At 29.6% G+C, this 22,596-nt stretch carries 21 protein-coding genes; 8 read left to right on the top strand and 13 right to left on the bottom strand.

Annotation, left to right across the window (positions count from 1 at the left end; genetic code table 11):
- The first annotated feature begins 11 nt into the window (after positions 1-11).
- Positions 12-1,403, top strand: a complete 1,392-nt coding sequence (locus tag ELQ16_RS02520; RefSeq protein ID WP_134238012.1) for a hypothetical protein — start codon at positions 12-14, stop codon at positions 1,401-1,403.
- A 1-nt stretch (position 1,404) separates the two neighbouring features.
- Here ELQ16_RS02520 and ELQ16_RS02515 read toward each other — a convergent pair whose 3' ends face one another.
- A complete protein-coding gene (locus ELQ16_RS02515) occupies positions 1,405-2,562 on the bottom strand; it encodes a glycosyltransferase family 2 protein (RefSeq protein WP_134238011.1) in 1,158 nt (385 codons plus the stop codon).
- A gap of 65 nt (positions 2,563-2,627) precedes the next feature.
- On the opposite strand from ELQ16_RS02515, the gene ELQ16_RS02510 reads away from it, so the two are divergent.
- Positions 2,628-3,605, top strand: coding sequence for a capsular polysaccharide synthesis protein (locus tag ELQ16_RS02510; protein WP_134238010.1), 978 nt, complete (start codon positions 2,628-2,630; stop codon positions 3,603-3,605).
- Here the strand turns inward: ELQ16_RS02510 and ELQ16_RS02505 are convergent.
- The 4 genes from ELQ16_RS02505 to groES form a co-directional block, all read right to left on the bottom strand.
- Entirely contained in the window at positions 3,602-4,759 is a 1,158-nt protein-coding gene (locus tag ELQ16_RS02505; protein ID WP_134238009.1) for a glycosyltransferase, read from the bottom strand. The genes ELQ16_RS02510 and ELQ16_RS02505 overlap by 4 nt on opposite strands.
- A 3-nt stretch (positions 4,760-4,762) precedes the next feature.
- Positions 4,763-6,313 carry a glycosyltransferase gene (locus tag ELQ16_RS02500; RefSeq protein WP_134238008.1) on the bottom strand — a complete coding sequence of 517 codons (1,551 nt, stop codon included), beginning with the start codon at positions 6,311-6,313 and terminating at the stop codon, positions 4,763-4,765.
- A gap of 124 nt (positions 6,314-6,437) precedes the next feature.
- A complete protein-coding gene (gene groL / locus ELQ16_RS02495; RefSeq protein ID WP_134238007.1) occupies positions 6,438-8,075 on the bottom strand; it encodes a chaperonin GroEL in 1,638 nt (545 codons plus the stop codon).
- 18 nt (positions 8,076-8,093) lie between these two features.
- The gene (gene groES / locus ELQ16_RS02490) at positions 8,094-8,354 is read right to left on the bottom strand and encodes a co-chaperone GroES (protein WP_134238006.1); all 261 of its coding nucleotides are present in this window, start codon (positions 8,352-8,354) and stop codon (positions 8,094-8,096) included.
- A gap of 179 nt (positions 8,355-8,533) precedes the next feature.
- Between groES and ELQ16_RS02485 the strand changes: the two genes are divergently transcribed.
- A complete protein-coding gene (locus ELQ16_RS02485) occupies positions 8,534-11,062 on the top strand; it encodes a hypothetical protein (protein WP_134238005.1) in 2,529 nt (842 codons plus the stop codon).
- Positions 11,063-11,088: 26 nt separating this feature from the next.
- On the opposite strand, the gene hpf is transcribed toward ELQ16_RS02485, so the two are convergent.
- The gene (gene hpf, locus ELQ16_RS02480; protein WP_134238004.1) at positions 11,089-11,604 is read right to left on the bottom strand and encodes a ribosome hibernation-promoting factor, HPF/YfiA family; all 516 of its coding nucleotides are present in this window, start codon (positions 11,602-11,604) and stop codon (positions 11,089-11,091) included.
- A 78-nt stretch (positions 11,605-11,682) separates the two neighbouring features.
- Positions 11,683-12,846, bottom strand: a complete 1,164-nt coding sequence (locus ELQ16_RS02475) for a peptidoglycan DD-metalloendopeptidase family protein (RefSeq protein WP_134238003.1) — start codon at positions 12,844-12,846, stop codon at positions 11,683-11,685.
- 146 nt (positions 12,847-12,992) lie between these two features.
- On the opposite strand from ELQ16_RS02475, the gene ELQ16_RS02470 reads away from it, so the two are divergent.
- The 3 genes from ELQ16_RS02470 to ELQ16_RS02460 are packed head-to-tail and all read left to right on the top strand — an operon-like array spanning position 12,993 to position 15,929.
- Positions 12,993-13,730: a plasminogen-binding N-terminal domain-containing protein gene (locus ELQ16_RS02470; RefSeq protein WP_134238002.1), complete on the top strand. Its 738-nt coding sequence runs from the start codon at positions 12,993-12,995 to the stop codon at positions 13,728-13,730.
- Positions 13,720-15,102 carry an FAD-linked oxidase C-terminal domain-containing protein gene (locus tag ELQ16_RS02465; RefSeq protein WP_134238001.1) on the top strand — a complete coding sequence of 461 codons (1,383 nt, stop codon included), beginning with the start codon at positions 13,720-13,722 and terminating at the stop codon, positions 15,100-15,102. Before ELQ16_RS02470 ends, ELQ16_RS02465 begins: the two co-directional genes overlap by 11 nt.
- Positions 15,102-15,929, top strand: coding sequence for a YihY/virulence factor BrkB family protein (locus ELQ16_RS02460; RefSeq protein WP_134238000.1), 828 nt, complete (start codon positions 15,102-15,104; stop codon positions 15,927-15,929). The genes ELQ16_RS02465 and ELQ16_RS02460 overlap by 1 nt, the downstream gene beginning before the upstream one ends.
- Here the strand turns inward: ELQ16_RS02460 and ELQ16_RS02455 are convergent.
- The 4 genes from ELQ16_RS02455 to ELQ16_RS02440 are packed head-to-tail and all read right to left on the bottom strand — an operon-like array spanning position 15,873 to position 19,793.
- Complete coding sequence (locus tag ELQ16_RS02455) at positions 15,873-17,144, bottom strand: ComEC/Rec2 family competence protein (protein ID WP_407919958.1); 1,272 nt, start codon at positions 17,142-17,144, stop codon at positions 15,873-15,875. The genes ELQ16_RS02460 and ELQ16_RS02455 overlap by 57 nt on opposite strands.
- A complete protein-coding gene (locus ELQ16_RS02450; protein ID WP_134237999.1) occupies positions 17,126-17,686 on the bottom strand; it encodes a DedA family protein in 561 nt (186 codons plus the stop codon). The genes ELQ16_RS02455 and ELQ16_RS02450 overlap by 19 nt, the downstream gene beginning before the upstream one ends.
- Positions 17,687-17,695: 9 nt before the next feature.
- Positions 17,696-19,249, bottom strand: a complete 1,554-nt coding sequence (gene rny / locus ELQ16_RS02445; protein WP_134237998.1) for a ribonuclease Y — start codon at positions 19,247-19,249, stop codon at positions 17,696-17,698.
- Positions 19,170-19,793, bottom strand: coding sequence for a 5-formyltetrahydrofolate cyclo-ligase (locus ELQ16_RS02440; RefSeq protein WP_134238177.1), 624 nt, complete (start codon positions 19,791-19,793; stop codon positions 19,170-19,172). Before ELQ16_RS02440 ends, rny begins: the two co-directional genes overlap by 80 nt.
- Before the next feature lie 81 nt (positions 19,794-19,874).
- Here ELQ16_RS02440 and ELQ16_RS02435 point away from each other — a divergent pair, with 81 nt between their 5' ends.
- Together ELQ16_RS02435 and ftsY are read left to right on the top strand one after the other, a co-directional pair.
- A complete protein-coding gene (locus ELQ16_RS02435) occupies positions 19,875-20,420 on the top strand; it encodes a TlpA disulfide reductase family protein (protein WP_134237997.1) in 546 nt (181 codons plus the stop codon).
- The gene (gene ftsY / locus ELQ16_RS02430) at positions 20,420-21,286 is read left to right on the top strand and encodes a signal recognition particle-docking protein FtsY (protein WP_134237996.1); all 867 of its coding nucleotides are present in this window, start codon (positions 20,420-20,422) and stop codon (positions 21,284-21,286) included. The genes ELQ16_RS02435 and ftsY overlap by 1 nt, the downstream gene beginning before the upstream one ends.
- On the opposite strand, the gene ELQ16_RS02425 is transcribed toward ftsY, so the two are convergent.
- Positions 21,279-22,244 carry a GTP-binding protein gene (locus ELQ16_RS02425; protein WP_134237995.1) on the bottom strand — a complete coding sequence of 322 codons (966 nt, stop codon included), beginning with the start codon at positions 22,242-22,244 and terminating at the stop codon, positions 21,279-21,281. The genes ftsY and ELQ16_RS02425 overlap by 8 nt on opposite strands.
- The gene (locus tag ELQ16_RS02420) at positions 22,237-22,572 is read right to left on the bottom strand and encodes a hypothetical protein (protein ID WP_134237994.1); all 336 of its coding nucleotides are present in this window, start codon (positions 22,570-22,572) and stop codon (positions 22,237-22,239) included. The genes ELQ16_RS02425 and ELQ16_RS02420 overlap by 8 nt, the downstream gene beginning before the upstream one ends.
- Positions 22,573-22,596 lie beyond the last annotated feature (24 nt).

The raw sequence follows: 22,596 nt of genomic DNA, 5'->3' as shown, positions 1-22,596 counted from the left end.
GTGAGAAAATAATGATGAAAATAATATTATTAGATTCTGATTTAACATTAATTGAACAATTTTTGTCTCATCCAGATATCAATATACAAATGTTGATTGCCAATAAAGCTGTCAAAGGTCTTGAAAAATATAAAAATGTTGTAAATTTTATTTATCCTAGAGGTTTAGCGAGAGAAAAAACAAAGATTATTCATAAAATTAAGTACAATTTGACTTATAAAGAAATAGAGGAATTTAGAAACACTCAGATAAAAGTTGAAAATTATTATCGTAGATTTTTTTTAGATATGGGTTTTATACAAAATTTATACTACAAAGCTCTTTCTTTTTGGTTAGATTTTTTTAATAATAATCAAATAGATATGATTTTTTCAAATCAAATTGAGCATGGTGGAGATTGTGATAGTATTCCTTTTGATATTGCTAAAAAACTTAATATTCCGATTTATATTCTTTCGCTTTCTTGTGGTAATAATAATTGGGGTATATATCAAATATTATATTATAATGAGAAAAAATTTTTGAAAATTACTGACTCGGGTATGTTAAAAGTTAATTTGAAAGAGTATTTTAATCCTAAGACTCAAGATAAAGTTGGTTTAAAAAAACCTATTAAATATTTTTTTAAAACAAGAATCAAAACTTTAGCTAGAGTTGCACAAAAAATGTTGTTAGGGGAGGTTGCGGAATATGATTTAATATGTAAAAGAGATTTTTGTTATCTTTTTAAGCATGAAATTTATCAACAAGCACATTATATAAAAAATCTTCGAAAAATATATAATAAAATTGCAACGCAACCGGAATGGAATGAAAAATTTATTTATTTTCCCTTGCATTTAGAACCTGAAGCTTCAATTATGAATAGAACCATTTTATCTTCGCAATTATTTATTATTGAATTATTGTCAGTTTTATTGCCTAGTGGTTGGAAGATATATGTTAAAGAGCATCCTCATCAATTTTTTATTTACGAGCAATATATTTCTCATATAAGAAATATTCACTATTTTAGGGGTTTGAGGTTTTATGAAACATTAGAAAGTATTAAAAATGTTCGAATTATTGATATAAATGCAAATTCTAGCAAACTTATACAAGCAGCTCAAGTAATTTGTGGGATTGGATCTACTTCGCAAATAGAAGCCGTTTATAACCAAAAGCCTGTACTGCATTTTGGAGAAAATACTAGTTTTATTGAATTGTTGCAAGAGTGTTTTAATATACGATCTAAAAATGATTTAGAAAAAGCTTTAGTGAAGATATCGCAAGGTTTTAAACCAAAATACGATGATTTAGAATTTGTTTTAGAAAATTATACTTTTTTGAAAATTTATGGTAAAGAAGATATTAAAAATATACTACAATTAATTTTGAAGCATGCTGAAACTATCAAGAAATAGATTAGATATAAAATCTCATAATTTTATATCTAATCTTTGATATTTTATAAGGTTTTAATATCTTTAGTTTATCTTTTACATTCAAAGGATCTTTATTAAAATTATTAATTTTAAAGGCATTTTTTATATAAAATCTTAAAATACTATGTTTTAGCAAAAAAGTTAATTTTTTATTTTCATAATTTTTTAAAAACTCAACTAAATTAATAGCTGTTATAACCCAGCTAGAGTATTTAAAATATTCTTTTGTTAGAACAACATCCCCATCAAATGCGTTTAAAATATCTTTAAAATGCGGAGCAATATTATCTTTAGTGATTTTCTTATCTTGATTAGTAAGAGAATTTGCACGGATTCTATAATGATAAAAGACTTTAGGATATATGTATATATAATTAGCCTGCGAAAATAACAAAATTCCAAAAAGATGATCTTCTGCAAATAAATTATCTTTAAATTTATGCCTCATGGCTTTTAAAAAGTTAAAATCAATCATACCGCTACAAGCAAAAGAGAAATCCTTAGCCTTGCTTTTTAAAATTCCAACAGCCCACTCATAAGAAGAAATCTTACTTTCTTGTATAAAATTTCCATCTCTTAATCTACTAGAATCATCTCTTTGTTTTTGTAAAAAATCATCATATTTACACTCATCAAACCACATCACTTCTACCCCATCCATTCTAGGGACACATTCTTCTATGCAGTTAAGTTCCCAATAATCATCAGAATCTAAAAAGATGATATAGTCTATAATAGGATAAGTAAAGTTAGTTAAATCTTGTTCATCATTGAAAGCCTTATAGCTTTTATATACAGTATATATTTCATAAGGATTGTTACCTTCTATATTAAATTCTATTAAAGAATTTTCTTTTATAGTTTGAGTTTTATTTTTAAGTTTATATTCTCCACTAAAATATTCTATACCTACATTTCTAGCACTACTTAATCCACCATTTTTTTTATCAATTAGAGTTATTCTTTTATCTTTTAGAGTATATTCTTTTGCAATATTGAGTGAGTTTTCATCTGTACTGCCATCATTTACTAGTATGATTTCTATATCTTTAAAAGTTTGATTGATTACACTATCTAAACATTCTCTTAAATAATTTTCTACATTGTATATGGGGATGACTATGCCGACTTTTTTCATAAAATTTGAAAACCTTAAATATTTTTAGCTATTATAATAAAATAATTTTAAAAAGGTTTAAAACTATGAATTTATACAATAATACAACGCATAAACTAAGTAAATTAATCCCTATAAGACCTTTAAGAAGAAAATTAAGAACTCATATAGCGTATAAAATGGAGCATCCAAAAGTAAGTAAATATTTAGATGAAAATTACATACAACCCTTTTTAAAGGGCAAAATTCCTCCATATAGTTTTGAAAAAAAACAAGATTTTAAAAGTAATAAAATCATATGGCAATTATGGTTTCAAGGCGAAGAAAATGCAAGTGATATGATAAAACAATGCTTTAAATCTGTCAAAAAACAAATGGGCGATGAATATGAAATTATCATTTTAAATGAAAAAAATATAAAAGATTATTTGGATTTTCCGCCTTTTGTGCTAGAAAAAATCACAAAAAAAACTTTTGGAGAAAAAACCATAGTATTTTTTTCTGATCTTTTAAGAGTATCTTTACTAGCAACTTATGGTGGAATTTGGTGTGATGCGAGCATATTTTTAAGTGATAAAATACCCCAAACTCTAAGAGATAGAGAGTTTTTTGCTTTCGAAAGAGCGCAAAATAAGCCAAACAAAGAAGAATTAAAAAAAATCATTAAAAGTCCTTATTTTTCTTATGGTTATTTTAACTGGAATGAGGATTTTTTGGTTAGAATGTTTAGTAGTTTTGTGATTGCCAAGGTCGATAATATTTCTATTTGTGCCTTAAGAGATATTTTGATGAATTATTGGCAAAAAGAAAAAAATGCAAATAATCATTATTATTTTGTATTGCATATTATCTACGAACTCCTAAAACAAAACAACTATATCAAAAATGAAAGTTATGAAAACAAAAGCGATATAGAATGCCATTTATTACAATTTCATGCTAAAGATAAATTTAATGAGTTACTTTGGCAAGATATCAAAAAACAAAGCTTTTTGCATAAACTCACACATTTTAGAACCATAAAAAAAGACTCTTGCATAGACAAAATTATTATGCAAGATTAGCTGAAAATATTTTTGATTTTTTGTAGAATTTTCCATATATCATAAGGCAAAATACCATTAGTAAAAGGCTTTATTTTATTTAATTCTTTTTTAAGATTTAAAGGGTCAATGCTAACTTTTTTAAATTTCAAAGCCTTTTTTGCATAAAATGGCAAAAAAACTTCTTTTATGGCTTTGCTATTTTCATTTTCCTCTTTGTTTTGAAAAAATTCTATAAGTTTTAAAGCAGTGATTACTCTACTTGCTAGTTTTAAATACTCCTTAGCCGCTTTAGCATCTTCATTAAAAGCTTCATAAATAGCCTTAAAATAATGAGAAATATTAGCTTTGGTTACTTTTTTATCATGATTTGAAATGCTATTTGCTCTAAGCAAACATCTATAAAGTCTTTTTGGCAGGACATAAATTTTACTCGCACTAGCAAAAAGAACCATGCCAAAATGTATGTCTTCATTAATAATATAATTTATAAATTTAAGTCTAATTTGCCTTAAAAAATTAAAATCAATCATCCCACCCCACCCAAAAGAAATATCTCTTGAACCGACCCCTAACGCTCTTTTTGCATAATCTTTTGGACTGATAACACACTCTTTTTTGTAAGAAAAAATTTGCATTCTTGTATTTTGACCCTTATCTTCAATGCCTTTTTCATAGACACATAAATGATCAAACCACAACACATCCACGCCTTGCATTCTAAAAACGCATTCTTTTATACAATCTTTTTCCCAAGAATTATCAGAATCTATAAAAATCAAATAATCAATCTTAGGTGTTTTTAAAATTCTATCATCACAAGCATTTTTGCTTTTATAAATTTTACAAACATTTTGCGGATTTTCATTAGAAATTTTAAAAGTATAAAAACCATCTTCTTCGCCCAAAAACTCAAACTCATATTCTTCATAAAAATACTCAAGTCCTGTGTTTCTAGCCGAGCTAAGCCCTCCATTTTCTTTATCAAAAAGAGTAATTCTTTGATCTTTTAAAGCGTATTCTTTAGCGATTTTAAAAGAGTTTTCATCTGTACTACCATCATTTACCAGTATAATTTCTAAATCACCAAAGCTTTGATTAAGTACACTTTCTAAGCATTCTTTTAAAAAATTTTCTACATTGTATATGGGTATGATTACGCCAACTTTTTTCACTTTTTAACCTTTCCAGGAAATTTTTTGATTTTTGATAGTCTCTAAGTAAATTTGATGATTGCTTTCTAGCATATTTTTGCTATTTTCTTCATGGTATATATGATAAGCTAGGGCATTAAATTTAAGGCGTCTAAATAAGCCATTATTAAATAAAAATCTAGCTACAAACTCACTATCTTCTCTGCCCCAACCAACAAAATTTTCATTAAAACCATCAATTGCCTCGAAGTCACTTTTATAAAAGCTCATATTGCAAGTCTTGCTACCTTTCACAAGCTCTGATTTTTTGAAAAATTTTTTATCGATTTTTGAAAATTTATAGATTAAACTGGCTAAAAAATCATTTTTTTTATTTTTTAAACCTTTTTTATTAAAAGCAAGTTTAAAATCATCTTTTTTTAAAATTTCTTCACTTTCGCTTTTCTCTAAAATAGTCCTAGAGCCTTGTAAAATCACACCTTTTTGGGAGAAATTTAAATGATCTTTTATAAAATCTTTTTCTAAAATCATATCCCCATCGATTAAAATAATATACTCACTTTGTGCGATTTTTATGGCTTCATTGCGACTTTTTGCTGCACGAAAGCCTTTATCTTCGATCCAAGAATGCTTTAAAATACAAGGGAAATTTTTTTGATATTCTTTGATTAAATTCCTTGTTTCTTCCTTGCTTCCATCATCGGCGATGATGACTTCATTTGGTAAAAGGCTTAAATTTTTTACACTATCAAGCACCAAAGCAAGGCGTTTTGGCTCGTTATAAGTAGTGATGATTAAAGCACAAGTTTTTGGCTTTTCGTATTTTAATTCATAAAGTTTCATGTATTTAAAAAAAGCTCCTAAAGCATTACAAACGCTAATTATAAAGCCCTTATAACCATAAAATATCCCTTTTTTAAAGAAATAATTCCTAAAAAAAGTCCAAAAAGCTCTGATATTTGCCTTAAAAATTCCGCTATTTTTGTGTAAATTTTGCTTAGCCCAAAGGCTTGAGTAATACTGCATTTTGCTAATTAAATGAGAAATATCATTAAAAGCATAATGTTTTAGGCCATTTTTAAGATAAATTTTTTGCGTCCCACTTGGCAAAATAAGGCTTTCATGGACTAAATTGTCATTAAATTTAGTGTAATTTTTATTAAACACTCTTAAAACGAAATCCGGCCACCACCCACACCCCTTTATCCACTCGCCTTTGTAAAGATTTTTGCGTGGCAAGGCTAGAATGTTAAATTTATTTAAATCAAGCTTTTTTAATTCTTCTTTTGCCTCATCTTCTAAAATTTCATCTGCGTCTATGCTTAAAATCCACTCGTTTTTTGCATAGCTTAAAGCCAAGTTTTTCAAAGCTCCAAAGCCTATAAATTCGCTTTCATAAATGTATAAATTTGAAAATTCTTTGCCAAACTCGTGAGCAATTTTTAAAGTATCATCACTGCTTTCATTGTTTAAAAGCACAATTTCCCCAAAATCTTTTAAGGAATTTAAGCATTCTCTCAAAGTATCTTGTGCATTTTTTACTATGATAATAACGCTGATTTTTTGTAAGTTCATATTAAGCCTTGATATTGATAGCGAAATTATAACTTTTTTGACTTAAGAAATCCAAAATTTTTGTGGGTTTTGAGAGTTTAAAAAAGGTTGTAGCCATAAAGGTATGGCTACAAAATGGGAGAAATTACATCATTCCGCCCATACCACCCATTCCGCCCATAGCACTCATATCAGGCATTGCAGGTTTATCTTCTTTGATTTCGCTAATTGTAGCTTCTGTTGTTAAAAGCATGCTAGCTACTGAAACTGCGTTAAGCAAAGCCACTCTTTCTACTTTAACAGGATCAATAATTCCGCTTTCAAGCATATTAACATACTCGCCTTTTGCAGCGTCAAATCCTACATTTTCATCTTTGCTATTTTCTACAGTATTTACAACCACACCAGCATCAAATCCTGCATTTTCAGCGATTTGTCTTAGAGGTGCTCTTAAAGCTCTTTCAACAATAGCTGCTCCTATTGCTTCATCACCTTGTAAATTAAGCTTGATTTTTGATTTTGCTTTGATTAACGCTGCGCCACCGCCAATGACTATACCTTCTTCGACTGCTGCTTTAGTCGCACTTAAAGCATCATCAACACGATCTTTTTTCTCTTTCATTTCTGTTTCAGTTGCTGCACCTACTTTGATTAGCGCAACACCACCGCTTAATTTTGCAAGTCTTTCTTGTAATTTTTCTCTATCATAATCTGAAGTGGTTTCAGCAATTTGTGCTTTAATTTGATTGATTCTTGCATCAATACTAGCTTTTTCGCCTGCACCATTTACGATAGTAGTATTATCTTTATCGATAATCACACTTGAAGCTTGTCCAAGATCTTCTATTGTAGCGCTTTCAAGCGTTCTACCAAGTTCATCAGAAATTACTTCCCCGCCTGTTAAAATCGCGATATCTTCAAGCATAGCCTTTCTTCTATCACCAAAGCCAGGTGCTTTTACTGCAGAGATATTTAACACACCTCTTAATTTATTTACAACTAAAGTTGCCAACGCCTCACCTTCGATATCTTCAGCAATGATTAAAAGTGGTTTACCTGTTTTTTGAATTTGTTCTAAAACTGGCAATAAATCTTTTAAATTTGATATTTTTTTGTCAAAAAGTAAAATATATGGATTTGAAAGCTCTACTTGCATTTTTTCTGCATTTGTGATGAAATAAGGGCTTAGATAACCTCTATCAAATTGCATACCTTCCACTACATTTAACTCATCATTAATTGATTTTGCTTCTTCAACGGTAATAACGCCGTCTTTGCCTACTTTTTCCATTGCATCAGCGATTAAATTTCCGATTTTTTCATCAGAATTTGCTGAAATTGTTGCAACTTGTGCGATTTCTTTTTTATCTTTTACTTCGCGTGAAAGAATTTTTAATTCACTAATGATAGCTTCGCAAGCCTTATCCATACCGCGTTTTACTTCGATAGGATTTGCTCCTGCTGTGATATTTCTTAAACCTTCTTTAAAAATCGCATGAGCTAAAACAGTAGCTGTGGTTGTGCCATCACCTGCTTGATCGGCAGTTTTGCTTGCTACTTCTCTTACTAAAGAAGCACCCATATTTTCAAGACTGTCTTTAAGTTCTACTTCTTTAGCTACACTTACACCGTCTTTTGTGATAGTTGGAGCGCCAAAGCTTTTTTGGATCAAAACATTGCGTCCGCGTGGTCCCATAGTAACTTTTACTGCGTCATTTAGTTTTTTAACGCCTTCGTAAAGTTTGTTTCTTGCTTCATCTGAAAAAATAATTTCTTTTGCCATTTTGTTTCCTTTTTATAATTAGTTTAAAATTCCTAAAATATCATCAATGTTTAAAACAAGATACTCGTTATTGTCAAGTTTGATTTCAGTTCCGCCATATTTTGCGAAAACAACTTGATCTCCACTTTTGATATTGTCAAGTTCTTTGCTTACTGCAATAACTTCACCTTTAAGAGGTTTTTCTTTAGCATTATCTGGTATAATAATGCCAGAAGCCGTTGTATTGGTTTCTTCTAAGCGTTTTACCAAAACACGCTTTCCAAGAGGTTGAAAATTCATTTTGCTTTCCTTAATTTTAAATTTTTGGTTTTTATAACTAAAATTATCACTCTTTTGTTAAGAGTGATAAAATTATATATAAAAAAATGAATTTTGTCAATACCTTAAGTTAAAATATTAATAAAACTTTAGTCAAAATAACTAAAGTTTATTGATAATTATAAAATAAAGGGATAAAAATGAAGAAGTTTTTTCTTATTGCATTGGGCATTGTTGTGTTCTTACTTTTTGTAGCTTATGTGATGCTATTTACAAGTTTTGGCAATAAAATTGTCAGTGGTTTGATCGAGGATAAAATCAAACAAAGCACCTCTTTAGATGTGAATTTAACGCGTTTTGATTTGAGATTTTCTACATTAAATATCGAAGCAGATGTTGCAAATATAGCTACGATCAAGCTTGATGGAAATACAAGTTTATTTACCTTAGGTTTTGATGTGCTTTATGATATTTCATTGAATGAAAATTATGCAAAGAATTTGGGTTTAAATTTAAAGCAAAATTTGAATTTTGGTGGAAAAATTCAAGGAAAAGCCAGTGATTTTATTATTGATGGTAAGGGTTATTTGTTGGGTTCTGATGTGCTTTTGGATGCTAGAATTTTAGATTATAATCCTATAAAATTACAATTAAAGGCTGATACTCTTAAAATCGAAGAAGCTTTAGATTTGCTTGCTTTGCCAAGATATGCTTTGGGAAATCTTAAAATTAATGCGGATATTAATGCCAAAGATTTAAAACCTGATGGTAATGCACTCATAAATCTTTATACAACTTCTATAAACTATGAGTTGCTAGAAAGAGATTTCAATCTTTCTTTACCGTATTCAAATATCAAATCAACCATTGTGGCTTTGATTAAAAATGATCAAATTTATGCTCAAAGCAATACGGCAACTTCTTATTTAAAGCTTGAAAGTAAAAAAACAAATTATGATTTGAGTAAGGCAGCTTTAAATTCAGATTTTATTTTAAATATTCCCGATTTATCAAAACTTCAAAGGCTTACGCAAAATAAACTCAGTGGAAATGTTAAAGTGGATGGCAATGTGAGTTTAATTAAAAACATTTTAAATGAACTTAATGCTAAGGTGGTTGGTTTGGGCGGAGATATAAATGCAAAGCTGAAAGATGAAAATTTGCAAGTCAATTTAAAAGATGTTAATATAGAAAATTTAACTGCTTTAGCTGGCTATGGTAATTTAGCTAAGGGCTTATTGGACGCAAATTTAAACGCTAAAGGGCTTGATTTTAAAAATTTTGATTTAATCGTCAAAACAAAGCAAGGTTTTTTAAATGGAAGTGGATTAAAAAAGCTTACTAAGCTTGATTTCCCAAGTGCTAATTTTTCACTAGATGTTAAAGCAAATGCGAAGAATGCCAAGATAGATTATAATGGGATTTTGCATTCTGATTTGGTTAATATCACGCAATTAATGGGTTTTTATAATTTAGAAAATAAAGAATTAAATTTGCAAACCAAAGCTGATGTGAAGGATTTATCTAAATTTAAAGCTTTAGCTGGAGTTGATGTTAAAGGTACTGTGAATTTAAATGCAAATGCAAATCTTTTGGGTAATGAAATTAAAAAGCTTCAAGTAAATGCCAATATAGCTGGCGGAGAGCTTGTTGCAAATTCTAATGGCAAAACTTTGGATTTAAAAATTTCAAAACTTGATTTGACAAAGGCTTTTATTTTAGCAGCTCAGCCTAATTATAGCAGCGGAATTTTAGATGCTAAAGTTAAACTCAATAGTATGGATTTTAAAAATTTATCAGGAGTTTATGAGCTAAAAACAAATGGAGTTTTAAACGACGCTGTTTTAAGTAAACTTTTAGAGAAAAAATTTCCTAAAAATACCAAATTTAATCTTAGTGCTAAGGGGGATATTAAAAATTCTCTTGTTGATTTTGATGTGAATTTAAAAAGTGATTTGATAAATCTTGATCGCTTCAAAGGAAATTTCAATATCAACACAAGTAAGCTTACTTCAGATTATGTTTTAGATGCTTATGATTTTTCAAAACTAGGATTTTTGCTTGATAGAAAACTTGAAGGAAAAGCGCTTTTTAAAGGAAATTTAAATTATGATAAAAATTTAGACGCTACGATACAAAGTGATGCGCTTTTTGGCGGAAATTTAGATGCGAATTTGAAAAACAATGTTTTAAAAGCAAAACTAAACCAAATGGATTTGCAAAGCTTGGCAAGGGGTGTCGATTTTACTGATCTTTATATGGGAAAAATCAATGCAAATGTTGATTATAATCTGTTAAGCAAGCAAGGTGATGCAAATTTAGATCTTAGCGGAGGTAAGCTTAAAAGAAGCGCAATAACCAATGCTTTATTTTTACTCACTAGAAAAGATATTACAAATGAGGTTTATCATACTGCAAAGATGGATGCTAAGATTAATAAAGATTTAGTTGATTTTAATCTTAACTTACAAGCACAAAATAGCGATATTAAGATTATTAATGCAAATATCAATACTAAAACCAGCGTTTTAAATGTGCCATTTGATGCTACTTTGGATAGGGTGGAATTTAAAGGTGTAATTAGCGGAACGACGCAAAAACCAAATATTAAACTAGATGCTAAAAGTGTGCTTGGGACGGTGAAAAATATTTTAGGAGTTAAAGAAAATAATAAAAATGAAGATAAGGGACAAAATAAGTTAGATAATTTACTGAAGAAGATTTTTTAACTCAAAGGGCTTTTAAGCCCTTTTTTTTAAAACAAACCAAATTTGCCATCTTTTTTCTTAAATAAAACTCTCATTTTAGCTTCTGTATCATTAAAGACTAAAAATATATCATTGCTTGCTTTTAATCTTTCTAAAGCTTCGTCAATTTCAAGTGGCTTATATAAATCAAGCTCAACTGGAACTATTTCATCTTCTTCTACAAAACTTGAAATAGGGGCTTCTTTAATTTCATCTTGGTTTTTGTGGGTTACATTTTTATCATGAGTGCGTCTTAAAATTTTTGATAATCTCTCAATAGCTAAATCAATCGCAGCGTAAAGATCTTTATCTTTTTGTTTTACAACTATGGTATCATGTCCTGCAAGGTTGATATTAAATTCAGCCCAAAAACCCTTTTTACCATGTTTTTCATCTGCGGCCAAAACACATCTAATAGAAATAAGATCGAGATTGTATTTTGTGAGAGCATCAAAGCTTTTTTCTACATATTCTTTAATGGCATCACTAAGATGGAATTGTTTTCCTACTATGCTAGTATTCATTGTATCTCCTTTAAAACTAGATATACAAGCCATTATAACACTAAAATCAAAATTATCAAAGAAAAATTTAACTTTTTATCAAAAAGCTATAAAACTATCAAATTTTTCTTCTTTAATTGGGGTAAAATTTTCATTTTGAATTTGGTTTTCAACAAAGCTTTCGTATTCTTTAACTGCTTGATCAAAATTTTGCTTTTCTTGCCCTTTTAATTGTTCTTTAGTGATTTTAACAACAGAAAGTGGATTAATGGCTTTATTATTTAAGTATAAGCCAAAATGAAGATGAGGTCCAGTACTCATTCCAGTAGAGCCTACATAGGCGATAACTTGTCCTTTTTTTACACTTTGTCCTGTTTTGATTTTTCCAAAACGACTCAAGTGTGCGTATAAAGTCATATAACCAGAATCATGTTTTACTTGCACTACTTTGCCATAACCTCCTTTTGTACCCACAAAGGTGATTTTTCCATTTCCAGCACTTTTTACAGGAGTTCCTGTTGGTGCCGCATAATCCACGCCTAGATGCGCTCTGTATCGTTTTAAAACAGGGTGAAATCTTGCGGGGCTAAAATGAGAAGAGATTCTTGTGTATTCTACGGGTTTTGCAAGCAAGAAAGATTCAATTTCTTTGCCTAATTCATTATAATAAGTATCATTGTAAAAATATATATTATGCGCTTTTTTATTGATTTGTACGCTTGCCATTTTGATTTTAATATCGCCAAAAATATTTCCCAATCTTCTTTTTTGCTCGTAATACAATATCACTTCATCATCTTTTTGCATATTGATAAAATCCACACTCCCGCGGTAAGCTCTCACCATAGCTCTTGCAAGTGCTGGGCTTGCACTCTGTTTTAATACATCAACATAAGCTGAAGTTTGGACTTTGAGTTTTAAGATTTTGGTTTCACTTTCATAAGAAATGGGTGAGAAATTTAAAGTATATTTATTATCTTTGTCTTTATAAATGTGAATTTGCAAATCATCACTGATAGGAATCAAAACTTGTTCTAGCTCGTTTTTATCATTTTTTAAAATATAAAATTTTGTATCACTTAAAATTTCAGTTACTAATTCTTGATCTTCTCTTTCAAGATTGTAATATAAAGATAATGGGAGTGAATTTTTGTATAAAAAGTTTAAAAAAGTTTCACCATTTGCCCAGTTTAATTCCTCAACGCTTACTGCAGCAAAAATTTTACTTAAGCATAATATTAATAAAACGATAATTTTTTTCATGAATTTTGTCGTAGCCTTTTTTGATTTAATGATATAAAAACAGTATTTTACTTTATTTTTCTAATTTTTCTTACAAAATTATAAGAAAAAATGATTATAATTTTAGATTTAATATATCTTTAATCAAAGAATTTAAGGAGATAAAATTGTTTAGAATTTTAGCATTTAGTATTTTTATTGTCAGTGCGTTATTTGGAGGTAATTTTGATTTAAAAACTTATAAAAGTCAATTACTTAAAGTGGAAGATATTTATGCTTATATTAAAGATGATGAAGCTATAAAAATAGGCTCAAGCGGGGTTGTTTCTCACCAGTTTAAAAGTTCAACTTCTATTATTGCTCGTGCTGTTGTGATTGAAAAAAAAGATGGTTTGGCTAAACTTGAATTTAGAGTATTTGATATGTTAGAGCAAAACGCATTACCTGTGCCTGGGATTATTCCTGAAAAAGGCGATGAGGTGACATTAAATTTTCTTTATAACAGGGCTTTGATTATTGCTCCTGATAAGCAAAGTTATGATTATATTAGTGCACAATTTCCAGAATTATATTTTGTTCATCCCGACATTTTTGGTGCTTATTTGATACAAAATTTTGAATTAGGTCCAAAAAGATCAAGTTTTAGAGGATTTTGTTCTAAAAATGCTGTTGGGATAATTATCTTCGCCTTAGATGAAAAAGCACAAATTGTGGATTGTCAAGATTTTAATGTTTTACAAGAGGTGAGTATTCCAAAGGCTAGTGAATTGCAAACTCCTTTTTACTCACGAATTTCTGGCTATAAGACTCATATTTTTGATTTTGAAGCCCAAGAAGTAAAAGATTATTATAAATACTATGATGTTTTAATCAATCTTCCTAAGGTTTTAAAAGATGAAAAATGAGCACCAATTATTTTTTAAAAAGCTTTTAGGCGAAGAAAATGCGTATTTTGATGATATTCATAAAAGAGCATATAGCTATGATGCGACTAGAAGGCATTATTTACCCGATGGAGTACTATTTCCAAGAAATGAAGAAGATATTAGTAAAATTTTAAAATATTGCAACGAAAATAATATCATCATCATCCCTAGAGGTTCAGGCTCTGGTTTTACAGGTGGGGCTTTGGCGGTAAATGGTGGTGTTGTTTTAAGTTTTGAAAAGCACATGAATAAAATTTTAGAAATTGATCTTGAAAATTTAGTTGCCGTAGTCCAGCCTGGTGTGATTAATATGGCTTTGCAAAAAGAAGTGGCCAAATATGGACTTTTTTATCCGCCTGATCCTGCAAGTATGGAGTATTCTAGTTTGGGTGGAAATGTAAGTGAAAATGCAGGTGGAATGAGAGCGGCAAAATACGGCATTACAAAAGATTATGTGATGGCTTTAAGAGCGGTTTTGCCAAATGGAGAGATCATCCGTGCAGGCAAACGCACGATTAAAGATGTGGCAGGATATAATTTAGCAGGGATTTTAATCGCAAGTGAAGGATCTTTGGCAGTGCTTAGTGAAATCACTTTAAAACTTATTGCTTTACCAAAATACAAAAAAACAGCCTTTGGGATCTTTCCAAGTGTCCAAAGTGCGATGAATGCGGTTTATCAAAGCCTTGCTAAAGGTGTAACTCCTGTATCTATGGAATTTTTGGATAATCTTAGTATTAGAGCAGTTGAGAGTAAATTTAATAAAGGTTTGCCAGTTGATGCAGGAGCGATTTTAATCGCTGATGTGGATGGTAATGTAGAAAATGCCTTAGAGCAAGATTTGGAAATTTTAAAAGAGAATTTTTTAAAAGCAGGGGCTAGCGAATTTAAAATAGCAAAAGATGAGCAAGAAGCAGCTGATATTTGGTTTGCTAGAAGAAATTGTTCTCAAAGTATTGCTATGTATGGCACTTTAAAGCTTAATGAAGATATAACAGTACCTAGATCAAAACTCCCAGCTTTACTTGAAGGTATCGATAAGGTTTCTAAAAAATATGGTTTTAAAATCCCTTGTTTTGGCCATACAGGCGATGGAAATGTGCATACAAATGTTATGGTTCCAGATAAAAATGATGAAGAGCAGGTAAAAAAAGGGCATGAGGCTATCACTGAAATTTTTAAACTTACCGTAGAACTTGGTGGGACTTTAAGTGGTGAGCATGGCATAGGTATCTCAAAAGCACCTTTTATGAATTTAGCTTTTAGTGAAGCTGAAATGGAGCTTATGAGAAATATTAAAAAAGCATTTGATCCAAATAATATATTAAATCCTTTTAAAATGGGGCTTTGATGTTAAATTGGCGTAAATTATGGACTTTTTTGCTTGCATTTAGAGATAAAGAAATTCTAAATTATTCGGCGGCTTTAAGTTTTTATACTATTTTGTCTTTAATACCTATTTTATTTGTGTGTTTTTCTGCTTTTACGCAAATTCCAAGTTTTGATGGGTATTATGACAAAGTCAAACAATTGATTTTTACTTTTCTTATTCCTGCGCAGCAAGATATGGTTGCTGGATATTTAGATACTTTTTTAAAAAATAGCGTAAATTTAGGCATAGTAGGTCTTATAGCTATGGCTTTTACTTCTTTAGCCTTTTTTTCGGGTTATGATTTTGTGGTTAATAAAATCACAAAAAGCGAACCGCGCACCCTTTGGCAAAGTGTGAGTTCGTATTGGACCTTGCTAACTCTTGTACCACTTGGCTTAGGACTTAGTTTTTACATTTCTGCCTATATACAAAAAACCTTGGATGATTGGCAGATTGGTTTTAATATTTTTGAATTTTTACCTTATATTATCATTTGGGCTTTGTTTTTTATTTCATATTCGAGTTCTATTGCTAAGGGGGATTTGAAAATTTTGCTTATTAGCACTTTTTTTAGTTCCATGGTTTGGTATATTAGCAAGAATTTATTTGTTTATTATATAGTGTATAATAAAACTTATACCAATGTTTATGGATCTTTTTCGACTATACTTTTCTTTTTTATTTGGATTTATATTTCTTGGGTTATTTATCTTTTCGGTTTAAAAACTTATCATTATTTGAATCAAAATTTAGAACAAAAGCAAAATGAAGGGCAAAAAATTAAGAGAAATAATAAAAAGAGCTAGATATTTATTAAAAATACTAAGAAAACTAAGAAAAATATAGCTATAAAAATATTTGCCATGAAGAAAAAAATTACTTGCATAAAATTTTAAATTCAAAAAGCTTTGCAAATACTCATCAAAAAAACCTCCAAAGCCAATAATATGTAAAAAAAGGCTTAGCGGATAAAATATCACAAATGCAAAGCTTAAAATAATAGCAAGAAGCTGCTGATAAGAAATCAAAGGAAAAAAATATAAAACTGGAATAATCATTGCAAAAAAAGTCCAGATATTTAAAAATATGACATTGAAAAAATTGTTAAAATATTTTGAAAAATGATGTAAATACAAAAAGATAAAAAACACTCCCATAATAGAAAATAAAAATCCTAAACTAAAAAGAAGTTGCGGAAAAAGACAAATGCAAAATAAGATACTCATAAAAAGATTGTGAAAACTAAGAATTTTGACATTTTTTGCTATTAAATAAAAACCCCACAAAGCCATTATCAAAGATCTTATAAAAGAGGGCACAAAGCCTATCATAAAACCGTATAAAAATAGCAAAATAAAAATAAATACACTAAGATCCAGTTTTAAATTTCTATAAGGAAAATATCTTTTTTGAAAAAAACCATAAATAGGGCTTAAAAGAAAGAATATTAAACTAAAAATCAAGGCGATGTGATAGCCACTGATAGCGATTAAATGTGCTATGCCGTAGTGATTTACATCATTTCTTAGTTCTTTTGATACTGGTAGGGCGAAAAATAATGCTCCGAATAATTCTTTAATTTTCTCATTTTGATGTTGGTTTAAAAAATATGCAATGAGTTGATTTCTAGGTGTTGTTTGTGAATTTTCAATGCTAATATCATAACTTGGCATATAAAAATTTTTAGATAAATAATCTTTAAAACTTACATTGGTATTAATTATACGGAGTTTAATTTCTTGGTATTTTTTTAGATCTAAATCTTTTTTGTAGCTTGTGGTGTAAAAAGTAAATTGAGAATTCTGCAATTTAAAAACTTTATATACTTTGTTATTGCGTGTTTTTTCATAGCTTTGCAAAACTTTAACACCACTTAAGGTTTGATGTTTGTTTTGTTTAAAATTTAGGAAATTTTGATACTCATAGAAAAGATTAAAAATAAAAATACAAAGACAGAAGCCAATTAAAATAAGAAAATTTTTAATAAAAGAGAGTTTGAAATTTAAACCCTCTTTGAAAATTTTGTTAAATAAAACCAAAATATTAAAATAAGCAAGATTAAAAATATAGGAGCCAAATAAGGATAATTAGATAATCTTCCAAATATTTTTTCTACAATATGCCCAAAAGCAAAACCTAAATATCCAAAACCTACCGCCCATATAGCACTTGCCAATGCATTAATAATAAAAAATCTTAAAAAACTAAATTTGGCAATTCCTGCAGCCATAGGAATAAAAGTTTTTAAGCCATAAATAAATTTTTGAATGACAATCAGCATGTTTCCGTATTGCCTTATCTTAATCATCGCCAAAGCAATTTTTCGCCGATGATTTTTAAAATAAGGTAGAAGATCTTTTTTATAATATTTTCCCATAATAAAAAGCAAAGTAGAACCTATAATATTTGCTATAAATGCAAGTGCTATACATAAAGAAAGATTAAGATGTCCTTGTGCACTCAATACTCCGGCTGTTAAAATTCCAACCATACCTCCGCCTAAAGAATAAAAAAATAAAGCAATATAGCCATATTTTAACAAAGTATCTAACATCTCTTGCATTAAAAGACCTTATTTTGCATAATCTATAGCTCGAATTTCTCGAATCACATTAACTTTGATTTCACCTGGATATTGCACTTTCTCTTGAATTTCTTCGGCGATTTCTTTAGCCAAAAGCACAGCTTCATCATCATTGACTAGTTTTGCATTTGCAATGACTCTAATTTCTCTTCCTGCATTGATGGCGTAGGCATTTTTGATACCTTCTTTACTTTTGGCTATTTCTTCAAGTTCGCTGACTCTTTTTAAGAAAGCTTCTAAAACTTCTCGTCTAGCACCTGGTCTTGCAGCACTTAAGATGTCAGCAGCGCAAACAGCGGCTGATTCTATGCTTGTGGCTTCTTCATGACCGTGATGGGCGTAAATGGCATTAATCACCGCAGGGTGTTCTTTATATCTTTTGCAAAGCTCAGCACCTAAATCTACATGAGAACCTTCAAAATCATGTGTTAAAGCCTTACCTATATCGTGTAAAATTCCAGCACGACGCGCCAAATTTTCATCCCCACCGCATTCAGCTGCGATAATTCCTGCTAAATGTGCCACTTCTAAAGAATGTGCTAAAGCATTTTGTCCATAGCTTGCACGGTATTTTAATTTTCCTATGAGCTTGGTAATTTCAGGATGCATTCTTGAAAGTCCTAAATCCATAATAATTGTTTCACCTTCTTCTAGGATAGCATTGTCAAATTCTTTACAAACTTTTTCATGAATTTCTTCTATGCGTGCGGGTTGAATTCTGCCATCATCAACTAAAAGTTCTATAACTTTTGTAGCAATAGCACGGCGGTATAAATTAAAACAACTCACAATGATAGCACCTGGCGTATCATCAATGATAATATCAACACCTAAAACCATTTCTAAAGTTTTAACATTGCGCCCTTCTTTGCCTATAATGCGCCCTTTTAACTCATCATTTTTGATATTAACTACATTTATAAGTCTTTCGGCAGCGAATTCTCCTGCAAATCTTGAAGTCGCTTGTGCTAAGATATAATTTGCACGGCGTTTTGCTTCGCTTTTTGCTTCTTCTTCATATTTTCTAACGATATGAGCTATCTCATTGCGGGATTTTTCTTCCACTTTTTGAAGGATAATTTCTTTAGCTTCGTTTTGGGTAAGTCCTGCACTGCGTTCGAGAATTTTTAAAGCTTGTGTGATTTTTTCTTCATAGTTTCTTTTTAAATTTATATTTTCATTGCGTTCATCACAAAGATTTTTTTTAATTTTTTCTATTTCATCTTTGTCGCTTTTTATGCGTTCTTCTTGAGTGAAGAGTTTTTGTTCTCTTTTAACAACTTCGTCAAGTTTTTGATTGTATTCTTTTTGAATTTTATTGACTTTGTCATCAAATTTTTTTCTCGCTTCAAATTCGGCATTCATTACTGAATTTTTTGCATCTTTTAAAACAAGTTCTGCTTCGTACTCGATAGCTTTAGCTTTAGCTTTAGCCTGTTCTATAAAAATGTCTTGGTTGACATCATTGAATTTTTTGGCAACTAAATATCCAATCCCACCGCCGATTATAGCGGCTATAAGTGCAATAATTGTGCTTAGCATTTTTTATTTTCCTATAATATTTTTTAAAAGGATTAATAAAGAAATCGCCTTGTATATCGTATTTTTCGCTTAAATTTACCTTGCATAAACCATTAAGGCTTTGCGTAAAGATAATAAGAGGCCTATAATTTAAATTTGCAAAAAACCTATCATAAAAGCCATTTCCGTGCCCAATTCTTCTGAAGTTAGCATCCGCTCCTATTACTGGAACGATAGCAAGATCAATTTTTACATTTACAAAAGAATTATTGGGCTCGTAAATCCCAAATTTTTTCCTGCCAAAAGGCAGTCTTAATTTTACAATTTTTAAACTTTCATCTTGCATAAATGGAACAAAAATTGTGCAGTTTTTACAAAATTTGCGTCTAAAAAGTAATAGATTTGGCTCATAAGGAAGCGGGATATAAAGCAAAATTTTTTTACATCTTTGTTTTTTGATGATTTCTTGTATGGATTTGAAAATTTTATAATTTTGTATTGGAGCCTTTTTTATATACTTTTTTAATTCTTTTTTTTGTTTTGAGCGGAAATTTTCTTTACTTATCAATTTTTTATCCTATTAAAAAATTTTATGCTACAATTTTAGCATTTTTATCTAAAATTAATCATTTTTAAAAGGTTGTCAGTGTATAAAAAAATTTTATTTTTATTTTCTATACTTTTGGTGTTTAATGCCTGCGATAATAAGAGTAAAGAACAAGATTTAAATGTTAGCACCGCACTTTTAACTCAAGGCGATAAGGTGAATTTTTCCCTAAAAACTAATGACGGAAAAAATATTTTCATTAAAGCAAATTCTGATGCTATTGAATTTGAAAACGAGGGCAAAGCGACTTTGTTTGTTTTTTTTGCAACTTGGTGCCAACCTTGTTTAGCTGAAATTCCACATTTAAATAAACTTCAAGAAAAATACAAAGAAAGTTTTAAGGTAGTAGGAGTATTGCTTGAGGATATGAATAATGAGAATTTAAGTGCATTTATTAATCAATATAAAATTAACTACAGTATTTCTCTTGGAGAAGGTAATTATTTGCTTGCTAAAAGCATAGGAGGAATTGAAGGAATTCCCACCATGGTGCTTTATGATAATAATAGCAAAATGATTAACCTTTACACAGGACTTATTCCAGAAGAAATGCTGGATATTGATATACAAAGGGCTTTATTGTAATGTTAAATTTTTTAAAACAAGGTTTAAAAAAGACCATTGAAAGTATTTCGCAAATCAAAGCGGATAATAAAAAAATCACAAAAGATTTATTGGAAGAAATGTTATTGGAAGCAGATGTGGCGTATGAGATTGTTGAAGAAATTATTTATTATTTGCCACCCAGTGATGAGGTTAAAAAAGCTGATTTAAAGCGCGTGATGGGCACATATTTTTTATATGATAAAGTGCAATTTTCTTCTGCAAAACCTTTTGTGGAATTAATTTTAGGAGTAAATGGCGCAGGTAAAACGACTAGTATTGCAAAACTTGCAAATTTATACAAAAGTCAAGGTCAAAAAGTGATTTTAGGAGCTTGTGATACTTTTAGAGCAGGAGCTATTGAGCAATTGCGTCTTTGGGCGGAAAAAATCGGAGTAGAAATTGTAATAAGCGCTCAAGGTCATGATCCTTCAGCGGTAGCCTTTGATACCATTTCAAAAGCACTTGCAAAAAATTATGATAAAGTAATTATTGATACAGCTGGAAGATTGCAAAATCAAAAAAATTTAGCCGCTGAGCTTGAAAAGATTGTAAGAATTTCAAATAAAGCTATGCAAGGTGCGCCTCATCTTAAAATTTTAGTGCTTGATGGCACTCAGGGTAATGCTGGAATTTTGCAGGCTAAAGCTTTTAATGAGCTTGTAAGGCTTGATGGGGTGATTATTACAAAACTCGATGGCACAGCAAAGGGCGGAGCGCTTTTTAGTATAGCAAGAGAATTAGAGCTTCCTATTTTATATATAGGAACGGGCGAGAAAATGCAAGACTTACATGAATTTAATGCGCAAGATTATTTAGATGCTTTATTAGAGCCTATTTTTAGTTAATAATAAATTCGATTTTTTCTTTAGATAATGCTAAAAAACTTTCCAAAGAAGAAATGATTTTCAAAGGGTCTAAATTTTTTGTGATAAAAACAAGCTTACTTTCTTTATCTCGAGTATTTTTAATGTGTGTAGGAGGATGAATGATATGTCCTACACCATTGATATTAACTAAAAAATCTTCCCCAATATCTAATAAACCTTTTACTCTTAAAATTTGCGTTCCGTATTGATGCAAAAGCATACTAAGCCAAATTCCAAATATACTCCAATCAATAGCTTTTTTAAAGCTTATGCAAATGGATTGTATGTTTTTATTGTGAAAATTTTTGTTAGGTGTTTTGTTAAAAAATATTTCTTGGCGTTTGGTGTTTAAGAGTGTATTGAAAGTAAAATTTTCTTTTTTGATGATGTTAATTCCTTGGTGAATGGAATTGATTTTTTCATTTAAAATTTGAGTGTTTGCATTAAGATCGTTTTTTGTCATTAAAATACAATCAGAACTTGCAATTTGATTATAAGCCTCTTCGTTGTTTTCTATATGGTCTAATCCATTTAAAGCATCGATACAAGTAATGATATTTGAAATTTCAAAATGATGAAACAAAAAAGCATCACTTAAAAAAGTAAAGATAATAGGAGCAGGATTTGCTAGCCCTGTTGTTTCTATAATCACTCTTTGTAAAATTTGTGATTTTTTATCATAATTATCAAGTAAATTTCTAAGTTTTTGGATTAAATCCTCTCTTTTGTTGCAGCACATGCAACCTGAATTTAAAAATAGGGTTTTTTCTTTGATAAAATCTGCATCTAAAATGCTGTGATCAAGTGAAATTTGACCCAGTTCATTAACTATGATAGCGATATTATCTTGCTTTTCTTTACTTAAAAGTTCTTTTAAAAAAGTGGTTTTGCCACTACCTAAAAACCCTGTAATGATATGAATAGGAATTTTAGCCATTATATGTTCTTAAATGAAATAATAATTTTTCGTCCAAAGCATCAAAGGTTTGTTTTTCAAGTTCATTGGCTTTTATCCATAAATCGCCTAAATCATTAACTATAATGTCTCGTCCTTTTTGGTTACTAAGTATATATTTACTGCCTTGCCATTCTTTGAGTTTTAAACCATAAAAATTCAAGATAATGTTTAAAAATTTAACCTTTTTAAGTCTTAAACGCATTCTTTCTTTTTGATTTTCTCCCAGACTAATGAAGGATTTTTCTTCTTTAAATTGCACATCACTCCAGTGAAATTTAGTAATCATTTCTCCGCATAAAATACACATATTTTAACTCCTTTGCAAGGTTAA

Origin of the sequence: Campylobacter sp. US33a (genome assembly GCF_004378855.1) — a bacterium.
Taxonomy (GTDB): Bacteria; Campylobacterota; Campylobacteria; order Campylobacterales; family Campylobacteraceae; genus Campylobacter_D.
Note: the sequence above shows the minus strand (reverse complement) of the source record. Positions and strands in the feature narration are given on the sequence as shown.